Origin of the sequence: Streptomyces sp. MMG1533 (genome assembly GCF_001279775.1) — a bacterium.
In the GTDB taxonomy this organism is placed as follows: Bacteria; Actinomycetota; Actinomycetes; order Streptomycetales; family Streptomycetaceae; genus Streptomyces.
This window is the reverse complement of sequence record NZ_LGDG01000145.1, coordinates 1-20,919: the sequence shown is the minus strand read 5'-3', so window position 1 is coordinate 20,919 and position 20,919 is coordinate 1. Positions and strand designations below refer to the sequence as shown.

Genomic DNA, 20,919 nt, shown 5'->3' with positions numbered 1-20,919 from the left:
CAGGATTCCCCTGTGTGCCCAGGCGGATGGTGATCCATTCCCGCTCTTTCGTGTAATAGCACCGGCACGGTCCGTGATGGAAGGCTTCTGCATGCAGATCGATGCGCGGCGCAGATGAGCACCGTGCAAACCGGGAGGGCAATTCCTTATGTCGGTAGGCGAAGAGATCCGCACCGAGCAGGACAGGCCGCAGCAGAGCCTCGGCACGGCGGCCGCGCGGAACCTGGCCACCACCACCAAGTCCGCACCCCAGATGCAGGAGATCAGCTCCCGCTGGCTGCTGCGCACGCTGCCCTGGGTGAATGTGCAGGGCGGCACGTACCGGGTGAACCGACGGCTCACGTACGCCGTGGGTGACGGCCGGGTCACCTTCGTGAAGACCGGCGACCGCGTCGAGGTGATCCCCGACGAGTTGCGTGAACTCCCCGCGCTGCGGTCCTACGAGGACGAGGACGTGCTCACCGAGCTCGCCCGGCGCTGCGAGCAACGCGAGTTCAACCCGGGGGACGTGATCGCGGAGTTCGGCAGCCCGACCGACGAGGTCTTCCTGCTGGCACACGGCAGGGCGGAGAAGGTCGGCACCGGTCCGTACGGTGACGACGCGGTCCTCGGAGTCCTCGCCGACGGCGCCTACTTCGGCGACCAGGCGCTCCTCGACCCGGACGCCATCTGGGAGTACACGGCCCGCGCGGTCACCGCCTGCACGGTGCTCGTGCTGCCCCGCCAGGACGTCGAGCAGGTCGCGGAGCGCTCCGACTCCCTGGGCGGGCATCTCCAGGAACTGCGCGCGATCCCCTCCCAGCGCACCAACAAGTTCGGCGAGAAGGAGATCGACCTCGCGGCCGGCCATGACGGCGAGCCGGACATCCCGCACACCTTCGTCGACTACGAGGCCAGGCCCCGCGAGTACGAACTGAGCATCGCCCAGACCGTGCTGCGCATCCACTCCCGGGTGGCGGACCTCTACAACCAGCCGATGAACCAGACCGAGCAGCAGATCCGGCTGACGGTGGAGGCGTTGAAGGAACGCCAGGAGCACGAGCTCGTCAACAACCGCGAGTTCGGACTGCTGCACAACTGCGAGTACGACCAGCGGATCCAGCCGCACGACGGCGCGCCCAGCCCCGACGACCTGGACGAGCTGCTCAGCAGGCGGCGCGGCACCAAGCTGCTGCTCGCCCACCCGCGCGCGATCTCCGCGATCGGGCGTGAGCTCAACAAGCGCGGGCTGGTCCCGGAGACCATCGAGGTGGCCGGCAACCGGATCCCCACCTGGCGCGGGGTGCCGATCTACCCATGCAACAAGATCCCGGTCACCGAGGCCCGTACGACCTCGATCATCGCCATGCGTACCGGCGAGGCCGAACAGGGTGTCATCGGACTTCAGCAGGCCGGCATCCCGGACGAGATCGAGCCGAGCCTGTCCGTGCGCTTCATGGGCATCAATGAGCAGGCGATCATCAAGTACCTGGTGACGGCCTACTACTCGGCCGCCGTCCTCGTGCCGGACGCGCTCGGCGTCCTGGAGAACGTCGAGATCGGTCGCTGGAGGTGACGTCCCCGCACCCGGAAGCCGTGTCCCCGCCCTTCGGGGCGGGTACACCCCGGTCGTATGCGCCCAGCCACAGCGGAAGCGCAACCGTCCGCGGACTCTCCGAGGGAGACCCCATGGCCGAGTTCATGACGGAGACGAAGCAGAGCGCCGGCCCGCACCCCACCGGGACGCATCCGCTCGACGGGCACGAGGCGGGGGTGATCCTGGAGCGGGCCCGGACCTCGGTCCACCCCGAGCTGCGCTCCGCCCTCGAGTCGCTGCCCGACTCCATGCGCCGCATCGCGCTCTACCACTTCGGCTGGCAGCACGCGGACGGTACCCCGGCGGCGGGCAACGCGGGCAAGGCGATACGCCCCGCGCTCGTCCTCACCGCGGCCGCCGCACTCGGCGGACCGGGAGCGCGCACAGCGGCCGTACGGGCGGCCGCGGCGGTGGAACTGGTCCACAACTTCACGCTGCTGCACGACGACGTGATGGACCGGGACACCACCCGGCGCCACCGACCCACCGCATGGACCGTGTTCGGCGACGCCGACGCGATCCTCGCCGGGGACGCCCTTCAGGCGCTCGCCCTGCGGCTGCTCGCCGAGGATCCGCATCCGGCGTCCGCGCGGGCCGCCGCCCGGCTCGCGGACTGTGTCGTCGAGCTGTGTGCCGGCCAGCACGCGGACACGGCCCTGGAGCTGCGCCGCCCGGGCGAGGTCACCCTCGACGAGACGCTCGCCATGGCCGAGGCCAAGACGGGCGCGCTGCTCGGATGTGCCTGTGCGCTGGGCGCGTTGTACGCGGGGGCACCCGAGGAGGATGTCGAGGCGCTGGACGCGTTCGGCCGTGAGGCCGGGCTCGCCTTCCAGCTCATCGACGACGTGATCGGCATATGGGGCGACCCCGGCAGCACCGGCAAGCCGGCCGGCGCGGACCTCGTCGCCCGCAAGAAGTCGCTGCCGGTGGTCGCCGCGCTCACCTCCGGCACGCCGGCGGCCGGCGAACTGGCCGAGCTGTACGGCGTTCCGTACGAGGAAGGGGACCTGGAGCGGACGGTCCTCGCCGTGGAGCGGGCGGGCGGTCGTGACTGGGCGCAGGTCCAGGCCGCCGACCGTATGGCCCGCGCCATGCAGGAGTTGGCCCGCGCGGTGTCCGACCCGGTGGCGGCGGGCGGGCTGCTGGCACTGGCGGAGTTCGTGACGCGGCGCAGCAGCTGAAGCCATCGACGCCCGGTCATCGAGACGCCGTCGTCGAGACCTGGTCATCGAGACGCCGTCGTAGACACCTGGTCACCGAGACGCCGTCGTAGAGACACCGTCATCAAGACCCCGGAGCCGCCGGGGCCGTGCGGTCCTGACCCCGCGCGGCTGTCGGCGGCTCCGGTCGGGCGGGTCCCGCACATCCCCACGGTGTGCGGGCCTCGCCGGTTCGCCCCTGCCGACGCCCCGTTCACCCCTGCCGATAGGCTCAACGCCCGTACGATCAAGGTCCGTTGACGCGAAGGGACGGAACATGGGCGTGGCGATCCGGACGGCGAGTGCGGGCGACCGTGAGCTGGTCGTCCGACTGCTGGACGCGGCCTTCCAGGACGATCCGGTCAGCCGCTGGGTGTTCCCTGGTGACGAGTACCGCCGTGCGACGCACCACAGGCTGATGGCCGCGTTCACCGACATCGTGCTCGCCGAGGGCCGCGTCGACGTCACCGAGGACGGCACGGCCTGCGCGCTGTGGCTGTCCGTACCGGAGGCGGACGACCACGGCCAGGACACCGGCGAGGACGACGGCCTCGCCCGGGTACGCGCCGCCGTCGACCCGGAGAACGAGCGCGTCGAACTCGTCGGCCGTCTCACCGGGGAGATCCACCCCTCGGGCCGCGCCCACGCCTACCTGTGGATGATCGGCGTGGCCCCCGAGCACCAGGGCGCGGGCCTCGGCACCGCGCTCATCGCCCCGGTCCTCAACCGCTGCGACCGTGAGGGCCTGCCCGCCTACCTGGAGGCCAGCAACTCCCGCAGCCGCAAGCTCTACGAGCGCCTCGGCTTCGAGCTCACCGGCCGCCCCCTCGACCTGCCGGAAGGCCCGCGGATGTGGCCGATGTGGCGCGAGCCCCGCAGCTGAGCCACGCCTGAGGTACATCCGTCCTGCCGGCGTGGTGTCGCCGGCCTACCCCTCCGGCGCCACCGTCGCCACGATCCGCTCCACCAGTCCGTTGGGCACGCTCACCCCGGGCAGTACGCCGTCCAGGACGCCCGGCAGGGTCAGGTGCTCCAGGATCAGCCCGAGCATCGCGAGGTAGAGCACGGTGACGGTCTCGTCGCCGCCGGGCAGCCCGGCGTCCCGGTGGAACTCCATGCCGTACTCCAGGTCGCCGCGCACCGACCTGGTGTAGGAGGCCAGCAGTTCCGGGCGGCGGGTGGCTTCGAGGCGCATCTCCAGGAGGGCGAGATAGCCGGTGCGGTCGCGGGTCGCGCGGGCCATGAGGTCGTGCATGAAGGCGGTGACCAGTGAGCGGTCTCGCGGCCCCTTCAGCAGTTCGCTCATCACCTCGGGGTCGGGCGCGAGCCGCTCGTGCAGCCGGGCGTCGATCTGCCGCAGCAGGTCGTCGCGGCCGGTGAAGTAGTTGGAGGCCGTACCCACCGGGACCTCCGCCTCCCCGTCCACCGCGCGGAACGTCAGCCCGCGCGCCCCCTCGCGCGCGAGCACTTCGACCCCGGCGTCCACGAGCGCGGCCCGGCGCTCCGGATTGCTGGCCATACGGAATCTCCTCTGTCACTTGATTCCGTACCCGGAATCCGCTTGCAACCACTACAAGAGAAGTACTACAACTGAAGTCGTTCACGAGGCAGCCTACGAAAAGAGACCGGCTTGCGAAAGCTCACCTACTTCATCGCCTGCTCCATCGACGGGTTCATCGGGGACCCGGGCGGCGACGCGTCGTCCATGTACCGCTTCGCCGACGAGGAGTTCTTGGAGTTCCTCAGCACCGAATATCCGGAGACCGTGGCGACGCACGGCCGCCGGTCCGTCGGCATCGACGACCGGCCGAACCAGAAGTTCGACACGATCATCCAGGGCCGCGCCAGCTACGACGTCGCGCTGAAGGAGGGCATCACCAGCCCGTACGCCCATCTGCGCGAGTACGTCGCCTCGCGCACCCTCAAGGAGTCGCCCGACCCGAAGGTCGAGATCGTCGCCGCCGACCTGGTCGCAAAGGTGCGCGAGCTCAAGGCGGAGGAGGGTGAGTTCGGCATCTATCTGTGCGGCGGCTCGGTGCTCGCGGGCGAGCTGCTCGACGAGATCGACGAGCTGGTCATCAAGACGTACCCGATCGTGCTGGGCACGGGCATGCCGATGTTCGGGTCCGGTTTCGCGGTCACCGACTTCGAGCTCGGCTCGGTGCGCACCTTCAAGAACGGGGCGCTGGTGCGGACGTACAGCAGGAAGCGCTGACGCCCCGCTCGCCCTACTCTGGAAGGCATGGACAGCGACGCACACGTCTGTCCCGCCTGCGGACAGCACGTCGATACAGTCGTCCGGCGCCACAAGACGCTGGGCGCGTGGGTCCCGGTATGGGTGTCAGGCCCGTGCCGCAACCCGAAGTGCGAGGCATACGCCGACAAGACCGCGGAAGCGCCCGCGGCCGAGGGCCGGCACCGCACCCCCGCGACGAACACCCCCTCCACGAACACCGCCGCTCCGAAGAAGACCTGAGCCGGGTCGAAGAGAACCCGAGCCGAGTTGTCGAGAACCCCCGACCGGCTCCGACGTCCCCTGTGAGAGTCGCCCACCACGGGCGGCCCGGCGCGAAGACGCCGAAGACGCGAAGGAGCGGACTCATGAAGTACCTGGTCATGGTGCAGGGCACACAGTTGGACTACGAGGCGATGCGCGGCAAGGCATCCCCTCACTCCCCGGCCTGGAGCGAGCAGGACGTCCAGGCGATGTACGCCCACATGGAAGCGATCAACAACGACCTCTCCGAGACCGGCGAGCTCGTCGACGCGCAGGGCCTGGCCGAGCCCGCGAAGATCCGCACGGTCACGCTCGGCGACGACGGCAAGGCAGTGATCACCGACGGCCCGTACAGCGAGACCAAGGAGCTGATGGCCGGCTACTGGGTCCTGGAGTGCGAGAGCCTGGAGCGGGTCACGGAGATCGCCGACCGCGTCACCCGCTGCCCCCAGCCCGAGGGCGCCCCCAACCACCCGGTGGCGATCCGGCCCATCCAGGACGGCGCCGGGGACCTCTGCTGACCCGGCCGTGAGCACCGGCCGCGAGATCGAGGACCTGCTGCGCCGCCACGCGCCGCAGGTCCTCGGCGCGCTGGTCAGGCGGTACGGCCATTTCGACGCCGCCGAGGACGCCGTACAGGAGGCACTCCTCGCGGCGGCCGGGCAGTGGCCCTCGGCGGGGCTGCCGGACAACCCGCGCGGGTGGCTCATCAAGGTGGCCTCGCGGCGGCTGACCGACGCCCTGCGGTCGGAGGAGGCGCGGCGGGCGCGGGAGGAGAAGGCGGCGGCACTCGCCCCGCGCGACGCGTTCGTCACCACGGACCGGGCGCCCCGCGAGGACGACACGCTCTCCCTCCTCTTCCTGTGCTGCCACCCGGATCTGCCCCCGCCCGCGCAGATCGCGCTCACCCTGCGTGCGGTCGGCGGCCTCACGACGGCGGAGATCGCCCGCGCGTACCTGGTCCCCGAGGCGACCATGGCCCAGCGCATCAGCCGCGCCAAGCAGAAGGTGCGGGGTGTGCGCTTCGGGCGGCCGGACAACTGGGCCGAGCGCCTGCCCGCCGTCCTGCAGACCCTCTACCTGATCTTCAACGAGGGCCATACCGCGACCTCCGGACCCTCCCTCCAGCGGCGCGACCTCGCCGGCGAGGCGATCCGCCTGACCCGCACGGTCCACCGTCTCCTCCCCGACGCCGGCGAGGTGGCCGGCCTGCTGGCCCTGATGCTGCTCACCGACGCCCGCCGCGACGCCCGCTCCGGCCCGCACGGCGAACTGATCCCCCTCGACGAACAGGACCGCGACCGCTGGGACAAGGCCGCGATAGAGGAGGGCGTCGCCCTGGTCACCCACGCCCTGAGCCGGGGCCCCGCCGGCCCCTACCAGGTGAGGGCCGCCATCGCCGCGGTGCACGACGAGGCGCCGGCCGCCGAGGCGACCGACTGGCGGGAGATCCTCGGCCTCTACGACGTCCTCGTACGCCTCGTCCCCGGCCCCCTCGAACGGCTGGGCCGCGCGATCGCCGTCGCCATGGTGCAGGGCCCGCAGGCCGGACTCGCCGAACTGGACGCGCTGGAGGGCGAATTGAAGACGGGCCACCGTCTGGACGCGGTCCGGGGGCACCTCCTGGAACGCGCCGGTTCGTACGACGACGCCCGCGCCGCCTACGAGTCGGCCGCCGCCAAGACCCTGAGCCTGCCGGAACAGCGCTACTTGCGGGCGCGGGCGGCCCGCCTGAGGCCGTAACTTGATCCCATGACCACCTCGACGCCCATCCTCCACATCACCGAACGCTCCCTCTGGGAGGCGGCCCGCGCGCGAGGCACGTACGAGATGTCGACCCGCGGCCGCACCCTCCAGGAGGAGGGCTTCATCCACTGCTCGACCCGCGCCCAGCTCCCGCGCACGGCGGCCTTCTACGAGGGCGTCGACGATCTGGTGGTCCTCGTCGTGGACCCCTCCCGCCTCGACGCGCCGGTGAAGTACGAGGCGGCGAAGCCCGGCGGCGAGGAGTTCCCGCACGTGTACGGGCCCATCCCGGTGGACGCCGTGGTGGACGTGGAGACGTGGGACTAGGCGGGAAGCCCGCCAGTCTCCGGATCGCGGCCCGTCAGGCAGTACGTGCCGCCCGCCGGATCGCGCATCACCGTCCAGTGGCGGCCGCGGGCGACGAGCTCCGCGCCGAGCCGCTGGTGCTCGGCGCGGGTCGCCTCGATGTCCGAGCAGGCCAGGTCCAGATGGGCGGTCAGGGGCCGCTCCTCGCCGAGGCGCTGGAGCAGGATACGGATCGGAAGCCCGGGCGGCGGCTTGACCACGTGGAACTCGGGGAGCGAACCGGGCAGGGACTGCCAGTCGGGCAGCAGCGCGCCCCAGAAGGCGACTTCGGCGTTGTACACGGACGGCGGGACGTCGACGCACACCTGGTCGAGCCGGCTGCCCCGCACCATCGGCGGCCGCACCGACTCCCCGTGCCAGGGCACGGCACAGAACAACTGCCCCGCGGGCGACCGCAGTACGGCCCACCCCTCGTGCTCGGCGGCCATGGACGCCCCGCACCCCACCGCCGCCTTCACGAACTCCGGTACGTCCGCCACGGCGAAGTCGAGATGCGCGCCCCCGGGGCCCTCCGCCACGCCCTGGACCTTCACGCAGGCGTCGGCGCCGTCCGCCACGAGGGTCGCGAACTCGCCCTGCTCACCCCGCGGTGCGGACAACCGTGTGTCCGTGACGGCCGTCCAGAACTCCTGGGCCCGGCCGAGGCCCCGGGCGGGCCGGTCGATGAAGGCGTACGTCCAGCGGATGCTCATGCGGTGATCGTAGGCGGGGGAGGCCCTGTACCCGCCGGAATTTCAGGCCCGCTCCTGCCCGGAGGCATTCAGGCGGTGTGTGCGAGAACCGGGACGTCGACCAATTCCCGCCCCGGCGTCGACGAAGCGATCGGTGAGGGCCTCCGCCTGCTCCGACGTGGCCTCCAGGGCGAAGTCCTGCTGGACCGCGACGTCGACGGCCATGGCCCCCAGGACAACGGCGGCACCTGTCCCGGCGGTCAGGGCGAGCCGATGTCTCGCCGCGTCAGTCGGTTGGTTCGGCATGGGGCGGCCAGGTGGTCGGCGGCGCGGGAATGCGCACGGAGCCCGGTCCGAGGGTTCCGGTGCTGACGGCGAAGGGGCCCGGCCGGAACGAGTCCGGTCGAGCCCCTTCGGGGTGCCCGTCGACCTGCGATGGTGCACCGATCGCCGGTCGGGAAGGCTGACTTGGCGGTCAGGCCTTCTTGGTCTCCCAGAAGATCTTGTCGATCTGGGCGATGTAGTCCAGGGCCTTCTGGCCCGTGGCCGGGTCGGTCGAACCCTTGGCGGCCGAGAGGGCCTTCAAGGCGTCGTTGACCAGCTGGTGCAGCTCCGGGTACTTCTCGAAGTGCGGGGGCTTGAAGTAGTCGCTCCACAGCACGGAGACGTGGTGCTTCGCCAGCTCGGCACGCTGCTCCTTGATGACGGTGGCGCGCGCCTGGAAGTGCGGGTCGTCGTTGCCGGCCATCTTCTCCTGGACAGCCTTGACCGACTCCGCCTCGATGCGGGCCTGGGCCGGGTCGTACACGCCGCAGGGCAGGTCGCAGTGGGCGCTGACCTTGACCTTGGGGGCGAACAGGCGGGAAAGCATGCGCAATCCTTCCTCGTGATCGTCTTCTCAGGTGGGACATTACTCCCTGGGAGAAGGGATTTCGCGAGTGCCCCCATGGGCTTAGGACAAAAGTCCGGGGTGAGACTGAGACTGGTGGAGGAACGGACCGGGGAGGTGCCGGCGATGCCGGAGCTGTCGCAGGAGACCGAGCGCAGGGGGGCCGTACTGCCCTTCGGGCTGGCCGAGGTGTCCGGGCCGTCCATGGTGCCCACGCTCAGTCACGGGGACCAGCTCGTGGTCCAGTGGGGGGCCAGGATCAGGCCGGGTGACGTGGTCGTCCTGCGCCATCCGTTCCAGCAGGACCTGCTCGTCGTCAAACGGGCCACGGAACGGCGCGAGGGCGGCTGGTGGGTGCTCGGGGACAACGCGTACGCCGGGGGCGACAGCACCGACTACGGGACCGTGCCGGACGAACTGGTGCTCGGCACGGTCCGCTTCCGCTACCGGCCGCGCAGGCCGGATCAGCGCTCGCCGTTCGCCGCGGTGCGCTGGGCGCTGTCGGCCGCGAGGCCGGTCTTCTCCGACCGGTCGGCCTCCAGGCGCTTGCGGGCGCGGTAGGCCGCCACGTTGGCGCGGGTGGCGCAGCGGTCGGAGCAGTAGCGCCGGGAGCGGTTCGTGGACGTGTCGAGGTAGGCGTTGCGGCACGGTGCGGCCTCGCACAGGCCGAGGCGGTCGACGCCGTACTCCGTGAGGTGGAAGGCGAGGCCCATCGCCGCGATGGCCGCGTAGCCCGCGGTCGCGTTCGACGGGTGGTCCGCCAGGTGCATGTGCCACAGCGGGCGGCCCTCGTCGTCCCGGTAGTCGTGGCCGGAGATCTGCGGGCTCACCGGGAACTCCAGGAGGAGTGAGTTCAGCAGGTCCACCGCCAGCGTCTCGCTGCCCGCGTCCGCCGCCTCGAAGACCGCCCGGAGCCGGGCCCGTACGCCCCGGAAACGGGTGACGTCCGCGTCCGTGGCGCGCCGGGCGGCCCCCTGGTTGCCGCCGAAGAGGTCGTGGATTGCCTCGACCGAGGTCAGCGCGTCCTTGCCCCGGGCCGGCTCCTCGCTGTTGACGAGTCGTACGGCGTAATCCGAGTAATAGGCCAGTTCCACTTGTAGTCCTTACGGAGGCGTTCTATGGTCGTGGTGCGGTCGGGGTAACAGCCGGTCGTGCATCCAGGGTATTACGTGACCTCGTGCGACGGAGGGGCTCGATGACGGACACGAACACCACCACGGCCGGTACCGACTGGCGGGCCTGGCAGGAGAGCTGGGACCGGCAGCAGGAGTGGTACATGCCCGACCGGGAGGATCGCTTCCGGATCATGCTCGACATGGTCGAGGCCCTCGTCGGCACCGCCCCGCGCGTCCTGGACCTCGCGTGCGGCACGGGAAGTATCACGGCCAGGCTGTTCGCGCGGTTCCCGGAGGCCACCAGCACCGGCGTCGACCTCGATCCGGCGCTCCTCGCCATCGCCGAGGGAACCTTCGCGGGCGACGACCGGGTCACCTTCGTCACCGCCGACCTCAAGGACCCGAACTGGCCGTCGGGGCTGCCGTACGACTCGTACGACGCGGTCCTGACCGCCACGGCCCTGCACTGGCTCCACAGCGAACCCCTCGCGGCCCTCTACGGTCAGGTCGCGGAACTCGTCCGCGACGGCGGTGTCTTCATGAACGCGGACCACATGATCGACGACACCACCCCCCGGATCAACGCGGCCGAGCGGGCGCAGCGGCACGCGGGCATGGAACAGGCCAGGGCCGACGGCGACCTCGACTGGGCCGAGTGGTGGCAGCTCGCCGCCAAGGACCCCGTCCTGGCCGGGCCCACGGCCAAGCGCTTCGAGATCTACGGCGAACACGCCGACGGCGACATGCCGTCCGCCGCGTGGCACGCGCGCGTGCTGCGCGAGAAGGGCTTCGGGGAGGCGCGTCCGGTGTGGTGCTCGCCGTCGGACACGCTGCTGCTGGCGCTGAAGTAGCGCCGGAGCACACGGAGCCGGAGCACACGGGCCGGAGCACACGGGCCGGAGCACACGGGCCGGAGCACACGGAAAGGGGCGGTACGGGGGACCCGTACCGCCCCTTTGTCCGACTGCTACAGAACCTTGGACAGGAACGACCGCGTCCGCTCGTGCTGCGGGTTCGTCAGGACGTCCCGCGGGTTGCCGGACTCGACCACCACACCGTCGTCCATGAAGACCAGGCTGTCGCCGACCTCGCGGGCGAAGCCCATCTCGTGGGTGACGACGATCATCGTCATGCCGGACTCGGCGAGGTCGCGCATGACGTCGAGGACGTCGCCGACCAGCTCCGGGTCGAGAGCCGAGGTCGGCTCGTCGAAGAGCATCAGCTTCGGGTCCATGGCCAGCGCACGGGCGATCGCCACGCGCTGCTGCTGGCCGCCGGAGAGCTGCGAGGGGTAGCTGCCGGCCTTGTCGGCCAGGCCGACACGTTCGAGCAGCTGCAGCGCGCGCTCCCGGGCCTGGGCCCGGCTCACGCCCCTGACCTGGACCGGCGCCTCCATGATGTTCTCCACGGCCGTCATGTGCGGGAACAGGTTGAAGCGCTGGAAGACCATGCCGATGTCCCGGCGCTTGACCGAGACCTCGCTGTCCTTCAGCTCGTACAGCTTGTCGCCCTTCTGGCGGTAGCCGACCAGGTCGCCGTCGACGTACAGACGACCCGCGTTGATCTTCTCCAGGTGGTTGATGCACCTGAGGAAGGTCGACTTGCCGGAGCCGGAGGGGCCGATGAGGCAGAAGACCTCGCCGGACTTCACTTCCAGGTCTATGCCCTTGAGGACTTCGACCAGGCCGAAGGACTTGTGGACGCCTTCGGCCTTCACCATGGCGGTCATGCGGTACCTCCCGCCGACGGACGGTTCGACAGGGACAGCAGGTTCGCCCTGATCTTCTGGAACGGCGTCGCCGGCAGACTTCGGCTCGAACCGCGGGCGTAGTACCGCTCCAGGTAGTACTGGCCGACGCTGAAGATCGAGGTCAGGACCAGGTACCAGGCCGCGGCCAGGAACAGCATCTCGGCCGGGGCGCCGGAGGTCTGGCCGATGTCCTGGGCGACGCGGAGCAGCTCCGAGTACTGGACCACGGACACCAGCGAGGTCGTCTTCAGCATGTTGATGACCTCGTTGCCCGTGGGCGGCACGATCACGCGCATCGCCTGCGGGACGACGATCCGGCGCAGCGTCTTGCCGTGGCTCATGCCCAGCGCGTGCGACGCCTCGGTCTGGCCCTCGTCGACCGAGAGCAGGCCGGCGCGGCAGATCTCCGCCATGTACGCCGCCTCGTTGAGGCCGAGGCCCAGCAGCGCCGTCAGGAACGGGGTCATGAAGTCCGACCACTCGTTCTTGTAGAGCGGCCCGAGGTTGATGTACTCGAAGACCAGGCCCAGGTTGAACCAGACGATGAGCTGGACCAGGACCGGGGTGCCGCGGAAGAACCAGATGTAGAACCACGCGATGGACGAGGTGACCGGGTTCTTCGACAGGCGCATCACCGCCAGCAGGATGCCGCCGACGACGCCGATCAGCATGCACAGCACCGTGAGCAGGAGCGTCTTGCCCACGCCGCTGAGGATGCGGTCGTTGAAGAAGTAGTCCGGGATCGCCCCCCAGTTGATCCTGCCCTGGGAGAACGCGTAGATGATGCCGACCAGCACGGCGAGGGCGAGCACGCCGGAGACGTACCGTCCGTAGTGACGGACCGGGATGGCCTTGATGGCCTGCGGGCCGGCCGGCGGGGTGTCCGCCGGTCCGTCCGTCTTGTCGATGTCAACAGTCACGGGTGTTGCCTTTCAGTGGCCGCAGATCACGCGGTCACTTGCCGCCGTTGATGGTGGCTTCCTTGACGGCGCCGTCGCCGACGCCCCACTTCGAGATGATCTTGTCGTACTCGCCGTTCGCGATGATCGCGTCCAGCGCGGCCTTCAGGGCGTCCCGGAGCTGCGTGCTGTCCTTGGCGACCGCGATGCCGTACGGGGCGGCCTCGACCTGCTCGCCGACCAGCTGGAAGTCGTTGCCACCGCCGGAGGTCTTCACGGCGTACGCGGCGACGGGGAAGTCGGAGGAGCCGGCGTCGGCGCCGCCCGCGCGCAGGCGGGTCTGGGCCTGCTGGTCGTTGTCGAAGGCCTGGATGGAGATCGTCTTGCCGCCGGTGCACTTCTTGGCCTCGGCCTTGGCGAGGTCCTCGGAGACTGTGCCGCGCTGCACCACGATCTTCTTGCCGCACAGGTCGGACCAGGTCTTGATGCCCTGGTCGTCGCCCTTCTTGGTGTAGATCGAGACACCGGCGGTGAAGTAGTCCACGAAGTCGACGCCCTCGCCGACCTTCTTGCCGGTGTCGGAGTCGATGCCCTCCTGGCGGTCCTTGGTGTCGGTCATCGCGGACATGGCGATGTCGTACCGGTCGGAGCGCAGACCCGTGATCAGCGTGTCGAAGGTGCCGTTCTCGAACTTGAACGTCACGCCGAGCTGCTTGCCCATGGCGGCCGCGAGGTCGGGGTCGATGCCGACCGTCGCGCCGGCGCTGTCCTTGAACTCGACCGGCGCGTAGGCGATGTCGGAGCCGACCTTGATGACGCCTGCGTCACGGATCGCCTTCGGCAGCTTGTCGGCCAGCGGGGCCGTGCTCGCCGAGGCGGTGTCGGTGCTCCCCGAGCCGCCGTCCTCGGTCTGGTCACCGCAGCCGGCGAGCAGCAGCGTGCCCGCGACCGCGATCGCACCGACCGCTGCTAGCCGGGTGTGCGCTGCGGTCGTACGACGGGTGGAGCTTGCGGTCATGGTGGGTTCCTCCGGCGGATGGGTGGAGTTGCCGATGGGGCGGACAGCTGCCGATGGGTTCGGCAGGTGCCATGGGACCTCGGCTGGTGCTTGGGCCCTGGGTCGACGAGAGCACACGTCTTCGAGTGTCGCGACCTCGTGTGATGACCGCATCTTGCCATTCGGACCAAGGCGTGCAGGGGGGCAGCCATGTCAAAATCGGATAACGGGCAACTCCCGAACCACACCAGGTCGGTACATCCCGACCGCACCATCTACGGGAATCCGTACTTCCGGCCGCAAGATCTTCGGTGTATCTCGGGATGCGGACGCCGGGCCGATGCAGGTCGGGGCGGGTCGAGCGCCGTTCGAACGCCAGTCAAGCGGATCTTGAGAGCTTGTGTCGGTATGTCCCATGATTCATGTCACCGGTAAGTGGACGTTCGTGTTCCGCCGTGTGACCTTGCACGTATTGGACTCGTCGTCGGTGTGGTCCGTCCGGTAAGAAGGTTCTTTACACCCCTCATCCGGGGCTCAGGGCGCGTGTGCGGCGCGCCCGTCGCGTATGGCTCGTACGTATCCCGTGCGGGAGCAGCACCATCAGGGCCGTGCGCGGTGCCCGCCCACTTCTCAACCAGGAGTGGCCACCCTCAAACCATGAAGACCTAAGGGGTAAGACAAAGTGGCAGCGGAGATCGTCAATCCTCGCAGCGACAGCAGTACGGACCAGGAGGGCGGGGCCGAGCCCCTCGATTCCTTCGATCCGGCGTTCGCGCTGCACCGCGGCGGCAAGATGGCCGTGCAGGCCACCGTGCCGGTCCGTGACAAGGACGACCTGTCCCTGGCGTACACGCCCGGCGTCGCGAAAGTGTGCAGCGCGATCGCCGAGCAGCCCGAACTGGTCCACGACTACACGTGGAAGTCCTCGGTCGTCGCCGTCGTGACGGACGGTACGGCGGTCCTCGGACTCGGCGACATCGGTCCCGAGGCCTCCCTCCCGGTCATGGAGGGCAAGGCGATCCTGTTCAAGCAGTTCGGCGGCGTGGACGCCGTCCCGATCGCGCTGAACTGCACGGACGTCGACGAGATCGTCGAGACCGTGGTCCGGATCTCGCCGTCCTTCGGTGGCGTGAACCTGGAGGACATCTCGGCGCCGCGGTGCTTCGAGGTCGAGCGCAAGCTCCAGGAGCGGCTGGACATCCCCGTCTTCCACGACGACCAGCACGGTACGGCGGTCGTGACGCTGGCGGCGCTGCGGAACGCGGCGAAGCTGACCGGTCGTGGGATCGGCGAGCTTCGGGCCGTCATCTCGGGCGCGGGCGCGGCCGGTGTCGCCATCGCGAAGATGCTGGTCGAAGCCGGCATCGGCGACGTGGCGGTGGCGGACCGCAAGGGCATCGTGTCCGCCGACCGGGACGACCTGACGTCGGTCAAGCGTGAGCTGGCCTCGTTCACCAACAAGGCGGGCATCAGCGGGCCTCTGGAGGCCGCTCTGGAAGGCGCCGACGTCTTCATCGGCGTCTCCGGCGGTACGGTGCCGGAGCCCGCCGTGGCCTCCATGGCCGAGGGTGCCTTCGTCTTCGCCATGGCCAACCCGAATCCCGAGATCCACCCCGATGTCGCGCACAAGTACGCGGCGGTCGTGGCCACCGGGCGGTCGGACTTCCCGAACCAGATCAACAACGTGCTGGCGTTCCCGGGCATCTTCGCGGGGGCGCTGCAGGTGCGGGCCTCCCGGATCACCGAGGGCATGAAGATCGCGGCCGCGGAGGCGCTGGCGTCGGTGGTCGGCGACGACCTTGCCGCTGACTATGTGATTCCGTCGCCGTTCGACGAGCGGGTGGCGCCTGCGGTGACGGCTGCTGTGGCGGCCGCGGCGCGGGCGGAAGGCGTTGCTCGGCGCTGAGGTTTGGTGTGGTGGCCCCGTCCGGATTTGGGCGGGGCCATTTTTTTTGCCTGCGTGCCCGGCCGTTCGGGTGGTTTCGGGGTGCCCGTTGCGCCTTCGGGTGTGGTGGGGTCGGGGCCGTGTCGGGGGGTGTCCGTCCTCGGAACGGCGCGGAATCGGCTTCTTACGGGGGCGAACGTGTTGACGCGCCAACCGCTGCGGGCGGACACCCCCCGACACGTCCCCTTGCCGCCGTACGCGGGTGCGGGTGCGTACGGCGTCCCCTTGCCGCCGTGCGCGGGATCGTGCACCGTGCGACGCCGGTGGCGGCCGGGTGACGGTCACCTCTCGACCGATCGAGTCGGGTGGTGGGCAGAGGCTGTCCCCGACCCCACCCACCCGCTGGGGCGCAGCCCCCAGGGCGAGGCCCACCTCTCGACTGACCGAGTCGGGTGGGGGGTGGGGCATAGGCCGGGGGTCTGGGGGCGGAGCCCCCAGGTGTTGCACGCACCGGGGGCGGGCGCCTTGACAAGAGGGTGTGTGTCACAGAGCCCGGCGGTTCCGCCCGCCTGCCTCGCCGCCTATCGTCAAGGTCATGTTCGCTGTCTACGCCGCCCGAATCGACCGCGACCAGCCGCTCTCCGGCCTGGAGTTGGGGGAGCGCCCGGCCCCTGAGCCCCGCCCCGGCTGGAGCGTCGTTGACGTCAGGGCCGCCTCCCTCAACCACCACGACCTCTGGTCCCTGCGCGGCGTGGGCCTCGCGGAGGACAAGCTGCCGATGATCCTCGGCTGTGACGCCGCGGGCGTCGACCAGGACGGCAATGAGGTCGTCCTGCACTCCGTCATCGGTCAGACCGGCCACGGTGTCGGCCCCAAGGAGCCCCGTTCCATCCTCACGGAGCGATATCAGGGCACCTTCGCCGAGCAGGTCGCAGTACCGACGTGGAACCTGCTGCCCAAGCCCAAGGAGCTCTCCTTCGAGGAGGCCGCCTGTCTGCCCACGGCCTGGCTGACGGCGTACCGGATGCTGTTCACGAACGCCGGAGTACGACCCGGCGACTCCGTCCTCGTGCAGGGCGCCGGCGGCGGTGTCGCCACGGCGGCGATCGTGCTGGGGAAGGCTGCGGGGCTGCGGGTCTTCGCGACCAGCCGGGACGAGGCGAAGCGGAAGCGGGCCGTCGACCTGGGGGCGGTGGAGGCGGTGGAGCCGGGTGCGCGGCTGCCGCAGCGGGTCGACGCCGTGATCGAGACCGTCGGCGCGGCCACCTGGTCGCACTCGGTGAAGTCGCTGCGGCCCGGCGGGACGCTGGTGATCTCCGGCGCGACGAGTGGTGACCGCCCCTCGCACGCCGAGCTGACCCGGATCTTCTTCCTGGAACTCAAGGTCGTCGGCTCCACGATGGGCACCAAGGACGAGCTGGAGGACCTGCTCTCTTTCTGTGCCGCCACCGGTGTCCGTCCCGTCATCGACGAGGCGCTGCCGCTCGACCGGGCCCGCGAGGGCTTCGAACGGCTGGAGTCCGGGGACCAGTTCGGGAAGATCGTACTTAAGAACGGCCTGTAGTCCCTGCTGTCCGATGCTTGCTGACGGCCGGTCCGGTTCGCCGGGCCGGCCGTCGGTCATGTCAACCACGGTTGACAAGCGAGGCGTGTCAACGTAAGTTGACAGCATGACCGAAGCAACGGATCTCGCCGAGCGCGCGGGCGACCGGGACCCCCGGGTCGGCCTGCGGGCCGTCGCCGCGCTGCGCAGGCTGCTGGAGCAGCTGGAGGCGGTGCAGGTGCGCAACGCGCGCAATCAGGGCTGGTCGTGGCAGGAGATCGCCGCGGAACTCGGTGTGAGCAGGCAGGCCGTGCACAAGAAGTACGGGAGGCATTGATGTTCGAGCGGTTCACGAAGGACGCCCGGGACGTGGTGCGCGGGGCGGTGGAGCATGCCGAGGGGGCGGGCGCACAGTCCGTGGAGGCGGAGCATATGCTGCTCGCCCTGCTGGACCGGGAGGCCTCCCGCGCCTCCTTCGGGTTGGCGGCGCTCGGGCTCGCCGACCGCAAGGAGTCCGTACGGCATGCCCTGGCCGAGGCGCGGCGACGTGCGGGCCTCACCCAGGCCGACACCGATGCCCTCGCGGGACTCGGCATCGACGTCTCGGAGATCGTCGCCCGGGTGGAGGAGGCGCACGGTGTCGGGGCGATGTCCGGCGACCGCAAGGACCGGAGCTGGTGGTCGGGGCGCCGCTCCTTCGGCCGCGACGCCAAGGAGGTCCTGGAGAGGTCCCTGCGCATCGCCGTCGCCCACCGCGACCGCCATGTCGGCGACGAACACATCCTCCTGGCCCTGACCGCCCGCCCGGGTGTCCCCGCGGAGGTACTCGCCGACCACGGGGTGACGCACGAGGCGCTGATGCGGGTGCTGTACGGGGGTGGGGAGGCGAAGGCGGGCTGAGCCGGCCCAGGTGCTCGTGGCCGCCGGGGCCGCTTCCCTCAAGCCTTCGGCGTCCGCAGCAGCGCCCCGATGTGTGCCGCCGCGGTCGAGAGGTGGCGGCGGGCGTCGCGGAGCTGGTCGGGTGTGACGCCGTGGTCCCGGGCGGTGTCGCGGATGTCGTCCCGGAAGCGGTCGAGCAGGCGGTCCAGGTCGCGGGCCGGGTCGCCGGTGGGGTCCTCGTGGGCCCACGTCGGTTCGTACTCGGCCGGGAAGCCCTCCGGGGTGTGTGAGTACTCGGGGGCGGGTGCCGCCTTCTCCGCGGTGCCGTTGCCCCGGCCGAAGCCGAAGTCCTTCCCGAACTCCTTGCCGTAGTCCTTCCCGAACTCGCCGAATTCCTTGGCCAGTTCGGTCAGCCCCTCGCGTACCCCCGTCGGCCAGTCGCCCCGCGCGAAATGGTCCTGCACCTGCTCCTGGACCCGCCGGGCGATGCGCTGTACCTCCTCCTGCGCCTGCTCCCGGGCCCGTTCCTGCGCCTCTTTGGCCTGACGGCGGGCCCGCTGGGCCTCGTCCCGCGCTCGGCGGCTCTCGTCCTTGGCGCGCCGGGCCTGTTCCTTCCACTCCTGCTTGACGCGACGCATCTCCTCCTTGGCCGCGCGCCATGCCTCCTTGTCGGTGTACTCCCCGAAGTCTCCGAAGGGGCCGTCCTGTTCGCCGTCGCCGGCCTTGGTGCCGGTGCCGCCGGGCCCGGTGCCCCGCCGGGCCTCGGAGGCCGCCGCCCGCATCTCGCGCCGCAGGTCGCCCGCGGCGCCGCGCACGTCGGCCCGGATCTCGGCGGCGAGTTCCGCGACCGACTCCCGGATCTCCAGCTCCAGGTCGGCCAGTTCGCCGCTGCGGTCGGCCAGCTCGGCGCGGCCCGCGTCCGTGATGGCGTACACCTTGCGGCCGCCCTCGGTCGTGTGGGTGACCAGGCCCTCGGCCTCCAGCTTGGCCAGACGCGGGTACACGGTGCCCGCGGACGGCGCGTACAGCCCCTGGAAGCGCTCCTCCAGTAGGCGGATCACCTCGTAGCCGTGGCGCGGGGCCTCGTCCAGCAGCTTCAGCAGGTAGAGGCGGAGGCGGCCGTGCGCGAAGACGGGGGGCATGTCAGAGCACCTTCTTGTCGGTCGTACCGTCGGCCGGGGCACTGGTCGAGCCGTCGCCCGGGCCGGAAACCGAATTGTCCCCTGCGTCGCTCCGAGGGTTGTCCGGCGGGTCGCCGGCGCCGGAGTCCGTGGCGTCGTCCCACGGCTCGTCCTCCCGGGGAGGGCGGCGCAGGAGGGCGATCGAGCCGGAGATGGTCGTGGCCCGCAGCTTGCCGTTGCCCGGGCCGAGACGGCCGGTGATCTTGTGGGCGCCCCACTGGCCGTGCACCCGCAGGCCGTCGAAGGCGTTGGAGATGGTCCCGCTCGCCGTGTTGGCCTCGACCTCGGTGTCCGCCGGCTGGGGGAGCCGGATGGCGATCTCGCCCGAGATGCTGGTCAGCCGGACGTCGGTGGGGCCGTCCGGATCGAGGTCGACGATCATGGAGCCGCTGACCGAGTCGGCCCGCACGGCGGAGCCCGAGCCGTCGACGACGGTGAGGTCGCCGGAGACGGAGTTGAACCGGAGGTCGCCGGTGACGGCCTGGGCCTCCAGGTTCCCGGCGACCGTGTCGGCGCGGACCGGGCCGGAGAGACCGACGAGTGTCGTGTCGCCGGTGACCCCCTTCACCACGGACTGCCCGCGCACCCCGGAGACGACGGCCCCCGCGCTGATCACGCCCACCTCGACATGCGTGTCGGCCGGTACGGCGAGGGAGACGACGGCACTGCGACGCCACCCCTTGCGGTCGAGCCACTTGAGGAAGCCCTTCCAGGGCAGGTCGTCGTACGCCACGGTGAGCGTGCCGGCCTCCTGGGTCACGACCAGGGGCGGCCCCTCGATCTCGGAGACTTCCAGACGGGCGGAACCTTCGTCGGTGCCCACCACGTTCACTGTTCCGTCGACGATGCGTACGCGGAGGGTGGTGACGGGATCGTCGAAGGTGAGCTTCCTGGGCTCTGTGACGGACCACTCGGGCATCGGTGCAGACCTCCCCGTAGCAACGCGCCATATCGCGTCTCCTGCTATTCACGATATATCGCGGTCGGGGAAAGTCAAGGCACCCGTTCTGGGGATCTTTGGGTCATCGAAAGTGCTCAAATAGGGTGAATCGCCCTAGCGTGTGACCATGTCGACGGAAGCTTCCCGAACCGGTCCTGCCGGTCGCGCCCCCGGCGCTCTCCTGCTCTGCCGGGCGGAGCCCGATTCCGTCGCCCCCGCGGCCGGGCTGTTGCGCGAGCGCATGCTGCTCACGCGCGCGGGCGAGGACTGGAGCGTCCTCGTCCCCGAGGGCAGGCCCTGGCTGCACGGCGGTGAACCCGTCGACCGCGTCCTGACCGGCTGGGCCACCGCCCTCGCCGTCGGCGCCTCCCGGCCCGTCCTCGCCCTGTGGTGGGACGCGGACCGCGCCGGCTACACCCTTGCCGCCGGCTTCCGCCGCCCCGTCGGCTACGTCTGGCTGGCCAACGGCACCCCCGCGGGCGAGGACGAGGCCATGCGCACCTTCGCCGCCCGCCTCGGCCTCGATCCGGTCCTCGACATGGAGTCCCTCGACCAGCTCATGAAACCGGCCTCCGCGACCGACGCCCGTGCCCGCCTGCGCGCCCTGCTCGCCGTCCTCACGCGCGCGGGAGTCACCCTGCCCACCGGCCTCACCCCCGGAGAACCCGCCGACCGCCTCCGTGAGGCGGCCCGCGCCCAGCCGGACACCCGCCCGGTCGAGTGGCCCGGCCCGCACGACGTGGTCCGCACGGAGATCGACGCCGTGCCCCACCCCCACCCCCACCC

Annotated in this window: 25 protein-coding genes; 15 read left to right on the top strand and 10 right to left on the bottom strand. The window is 70.6% G+C overall.

All coding sequences use genetic code 11. From position 1 onward, the window contains the following. Positions 1-148: 148 nt before the first annotated feature. The 3 genes from ADK57_RS16165 (at position 149) to ADK57_RS16155 (ending at position 3,658) form a co-directional block, all read left to right on the top strand. Positions 149-1,555, top strand: coding sequence for a family 2B encapsulin nanocompartment shell protein (locus ADK57_RS16165; protein ID WP_053750163.1), 1,407 nt, complete (start codon positions 149-151; stop codon positions 1,553-1,555). Between the two features lie 125 nt (positions 1,556-1,680). Beyond that, positions 1,681-2,757, top strand: coding sequence for a family 2 encapsulin nanocompartment cargo protein polyprenyl transferase (locus ADK57_RS16160; protein ID WP_420711863.1), 1,077 nt, complete (start codon positions 1,681-1,683; stop codon positions 2,755-2,757). Between the two features lie 295 nt (positions 2,758-3,052). Further along, on the top strand, positions 3,053-3,658 hold the full coding sequence (locus ADK57_RS16155) for a GNAT family N-acetyltransferase (protein ID WP_053750161.1): 606 nt from the start codon (positions 3,053-3,055) through the stop codon (positions 3,656-3,658). Positions 3,659-3,703: 45 nt separating this feature from the next. Here the strand turns inward: ADK57_RS16155 and ADK57_RS16150 are convergent, their stop codons facing one another. Then, a complete protein-coding gene (locus tag ADK57_RS16150; protein WP_053750160.1) occupies positions 3,704-4,294 on the bottom strand; it encodes a TetR/AcrR family transcriptional regulator in 591 nt (196 codons plus the stop codon). Between the two features lie 111 nt (positions 4,295-4,405). Between ADK57_RS16150 and ADK57_RS16145 the strand changes: the two genes are divergently transcribed. From ADK57_RS16145 to ADK57_RS51200, 5 genes are all read left to right on the top strand, one after another. Beyond that, positions 4,406-4,990 (top strand): dihydrofolate reductase family protein, encoded by a 585-nt coding sequence (locus ADK57_RS16145; RefSeq protein WP_053750159.1) that lies wholly within the window; start codon positions 4,406-4,408, stop codon positions 4,988-4,990. A gap of 27 nt (positions 4,991-5,017) precedes the next feature. Continuing rightward, positions 5,018-5,251 carry a hypothetical protein gene (locus tag ADK57_RS16140; RefSeq protein ID WP_053750158.1) on the top strand — a complete coding sequence of 78 codons (234 nt, stop codon included), beginning with the start codon at positions 5,018-5,020 and terminating at the stop codon, positions 5,249-5,251. Between the two features lie 125 nt (positions 5,252-5,376). After that, complete coding sequence (locus ADK57_RS16135; RefSeq protein ID WP_053750157.1) at positions 5,377-5,793, top strand: YciI family protein; 417 nt, start codon at positions 5,377-5,379, stop codon at positions 5,791-5,793. A gap of 7 nt (positions 5,794-5,800) precedes the next feature. Next, a complete protein-coding gene (locus ADK57_RS16130) occupies positions 5,801-7,015 on the top strand; it encodes an RNA polymerase sigma factor (RefSeq protein WP_053750156.1) in 1,215 nt (404 codons plus the stop codon). A 9-nt stretch (positions 7,016-7,024) separates the two neighbouring features. Continuing rightward, positions 7,025-7,345, top strand: coding sequence for a DUF952 domain-containing protein (locus ADK57_RS51200; protein ID WP_053750155.1), 321 nt, complete (start codon positions 7,025-7,027; stop codon positions 7,343-7,345). On the opposite strand, the gene ADK57_RS16120 is transcribed toward ADK57_RS51200, so the two are convergent. From ADK57_RS16120 to sodN, 3 genes are all read right to left on the bottom strand, one after another. After that, entirely contained in the window at positions 7,342-8,076 is a 735-nt protein-coding gene (locus ADK57_RS16120) for a VOC family protein (RefSeq protein ID WP_053750154.1), read from the bottom strand. The two genes, ADK57_RS51200 and ADK57_RS16120, sit on opposite strands and share 4 nt — an antisense overlap. Positions 8,077-8,118: 42 nt before the next feature. Next, the gene (locus tag ADK57_RS49930; RefSeq protein WP_159050074.1) at positions 8,119-8,280 is read right to left on the bottom strand and encodes a hypothetical protein; all 162 of its coding nucleotides are present in this window, start codon (positions 8,278-8,280) and stop codon (positions 8,119-8,121) included. Between the two features lie 250 nt (positions 8,281-8,530). Then, entirely contained in the window at positions 8,531-8,926 is a 396-nt protein-coding gene (gene sodN, locus ADK57_RS16115; RefSeq protein WP_030928916.1) for a superoxide dismutase, Ni, read from the bottom strand. 144 nt (positions 8,927-9,070) lie between these two features. Between sodN and sodX the strand changes: the two genes are divergently transcribed. After that, positions 9,071-9,505 carry a nickel-type superoxide dismutase maturation protease gene (sodX, locus tag ADK57_RS16110; RefSeq protein ID WP_053750239.1) on the top strand — a complete coding sequence of 145 codons (435 nt, stop codon included), beginning with the start codon at positions 9,071-9,073 and terminating at the stop codon, positions 9,503-9,505. Here the strand turns inward: sodX and ADK57_RS16105 are convergent. Continuing rightward, a complete protein-coding gene (locus tag ADK57_RS16105) occupies positions 9,409-10,038 on the bottom strand; it encodes a CGNR zinc finger domain-containing protein (protein ID WP_053750153.1) in 630 nt (209 codons plus the stop codon). The genes sodX and ADK57_RS16105 overlap by 97 nt on opposite strands. Positions 10,039-10,139: 101 nt before the next feature. Between ADK57_RS16105 and ADK57_RS16100 the strand changes: the two genes are divergently transcribed. Beyond that, positions 10,140-10,910, top strand: a complete 771-nt coding sequence (locus tag ADK57_RS16100) for a class I SAM-dependent methyltransferase (RefSeq protein WP_053750152.1) — start codon at positions 10,140-10,142, stop codon at positions 10,908-10,910. 116 nt (positions 10,911-11,026) lie between these two features. Here ADK57_RS16100 and ADK57_RS16095 read toward each other — a convergent pair whose 3' ends face one another. From ADK57_RS16095 to ADK57_RS16085, 3 genes are read right to left on the bottom strand one after another with little or no spacing between them, the layout of a single operon-like run. Further along, entirely contained in the window at positions 11,027-11,788 is a 762-nt protein-coding gene (locus ADK57_RS16095; RefSeq protein ID WP_053750151.1) for an amino acid ABC transporter ATP-binding protein, read from the bottom strand. After that, a complete protein-coding gene (locus tag ADK57_RS16090; RefSeq protein WP_053750150.1) occupies positions 11,785-12,729 on the bottom strand; it encodes an amino acid ABC transporter permease in 945 nt (314 codons plus the stop codon). Before ADK57_RS16090 ends, ADK57_RS16095 begins: the two co-directional genes overlap by 4 nt. 34 nt (positions 12,730-12,763) lie before the next feature. After that, on the bottom strand, positions 12,764-13,726 hold the full coding sequence (locus ADK57_RS16085) for an ABC transporter substrate-binding protein (RefSeq protein WP_053750149.1): 963 nt from the start codon (positions 13,724-13,726) through the stop codon (positions 12,764-12,766). Positions 13,727-14,387: 661 nt separating this feature from the next. On the opposite strand from ADK57_RS16085, the gene ADK57_RS16080 reads away from it, so the two are divergent. From ADK57_RS16080 to ADK57_RS16065, 4 genes are all read left to right on the top strand, one after another. Then, on the top strand, positions 14,388-15,611 hold the full coding sequence (locus ADK57_RS16080; RefSeq protein WP_053750148.1) for an NAD(P)-dependent malic enzyme: 1,224 nt from the start codon (positions 14,388-14,390) through the stop codon (positions 15,609-15,611). Positions 15,612-16,185: 574 nt separating this feature from the next. Beyond that, positions 16,186-17,154, top strand: a complete 969-nt coding sequence (locus ADK57_RS16075; RefSeq protein WP_053750147.1) for a zinc-binding dehydrogenase — start codon at positions 16,186-16,188, stop codon at positions 17,152-17,154. Between the two features lie 106 nt (positions 17,155-17,260). Continuing rightward, positions 17,261-17,470 carry an HTH domain-containing protein gene (locus ADK57_RS16070; protein WP_004925761.1) on the top strand — a complete coding sequence of 70 codons (210 nt, stop codon included), beginning with the start codon at positions 17,261-17,263 and terminating at the stop codon, positions 17,468-17,470. Then, complete coding sequence (locus tag ADK57_RS16065; protein ID WP_053750146.1) at positions 17,470-18,033, top strand: Clp protease N-terminal domain-containing protein; 564 nt, start codon at positions 17,470-17,472, stop codon at positions 18,031-18,033. The genes ADK57_RS16070 and ADK57_RS16065 overlap by 1 nt, the downstream gene beginning before the upstream one ends. A 38-nt stretch (positions 18,034-18,071) precedes the next feature. Here ADK57_RS16065 and ADK57_RS16060 read toward each other — a convergent pair whose 3' ends face one another. After that, positions 18,072-19,154 (bottom strand): PadR family transcriptional regulator, encoded by a 1,083-nt coding sequence (locus ADK57_RS16060; RefSeq protein WP_053750145.1) that lies wholly within the window; start codon positions 19,152-19,154, stop codon positions 18,072-18,074. Between the two features lies 1 nt (position 19,155). Next, positions 19,156-20,112, bottom strand: coding sequence for a DUF4097 family beta strand repeat-containing protein (locus ADK57_RS16055; protein ID WP_053750144.1), 957 nt, complete (start codon positions 20,110-20,112; stop codon positions 19,156-19,158). A 148-nt stretch (positions 20,113-20,260) separates the two neighbouring features. Between ADK57_RS16055 and ADK57_RS16050 the strand changes: the two genes are divergently transcribed. After that, the coding region (locus ADK57_RS16050) for a hypothetical protein (protein WP_053750238.1) at positions 20,261-20,919 on the top strand (659 nt) is incomplete at its 3' end.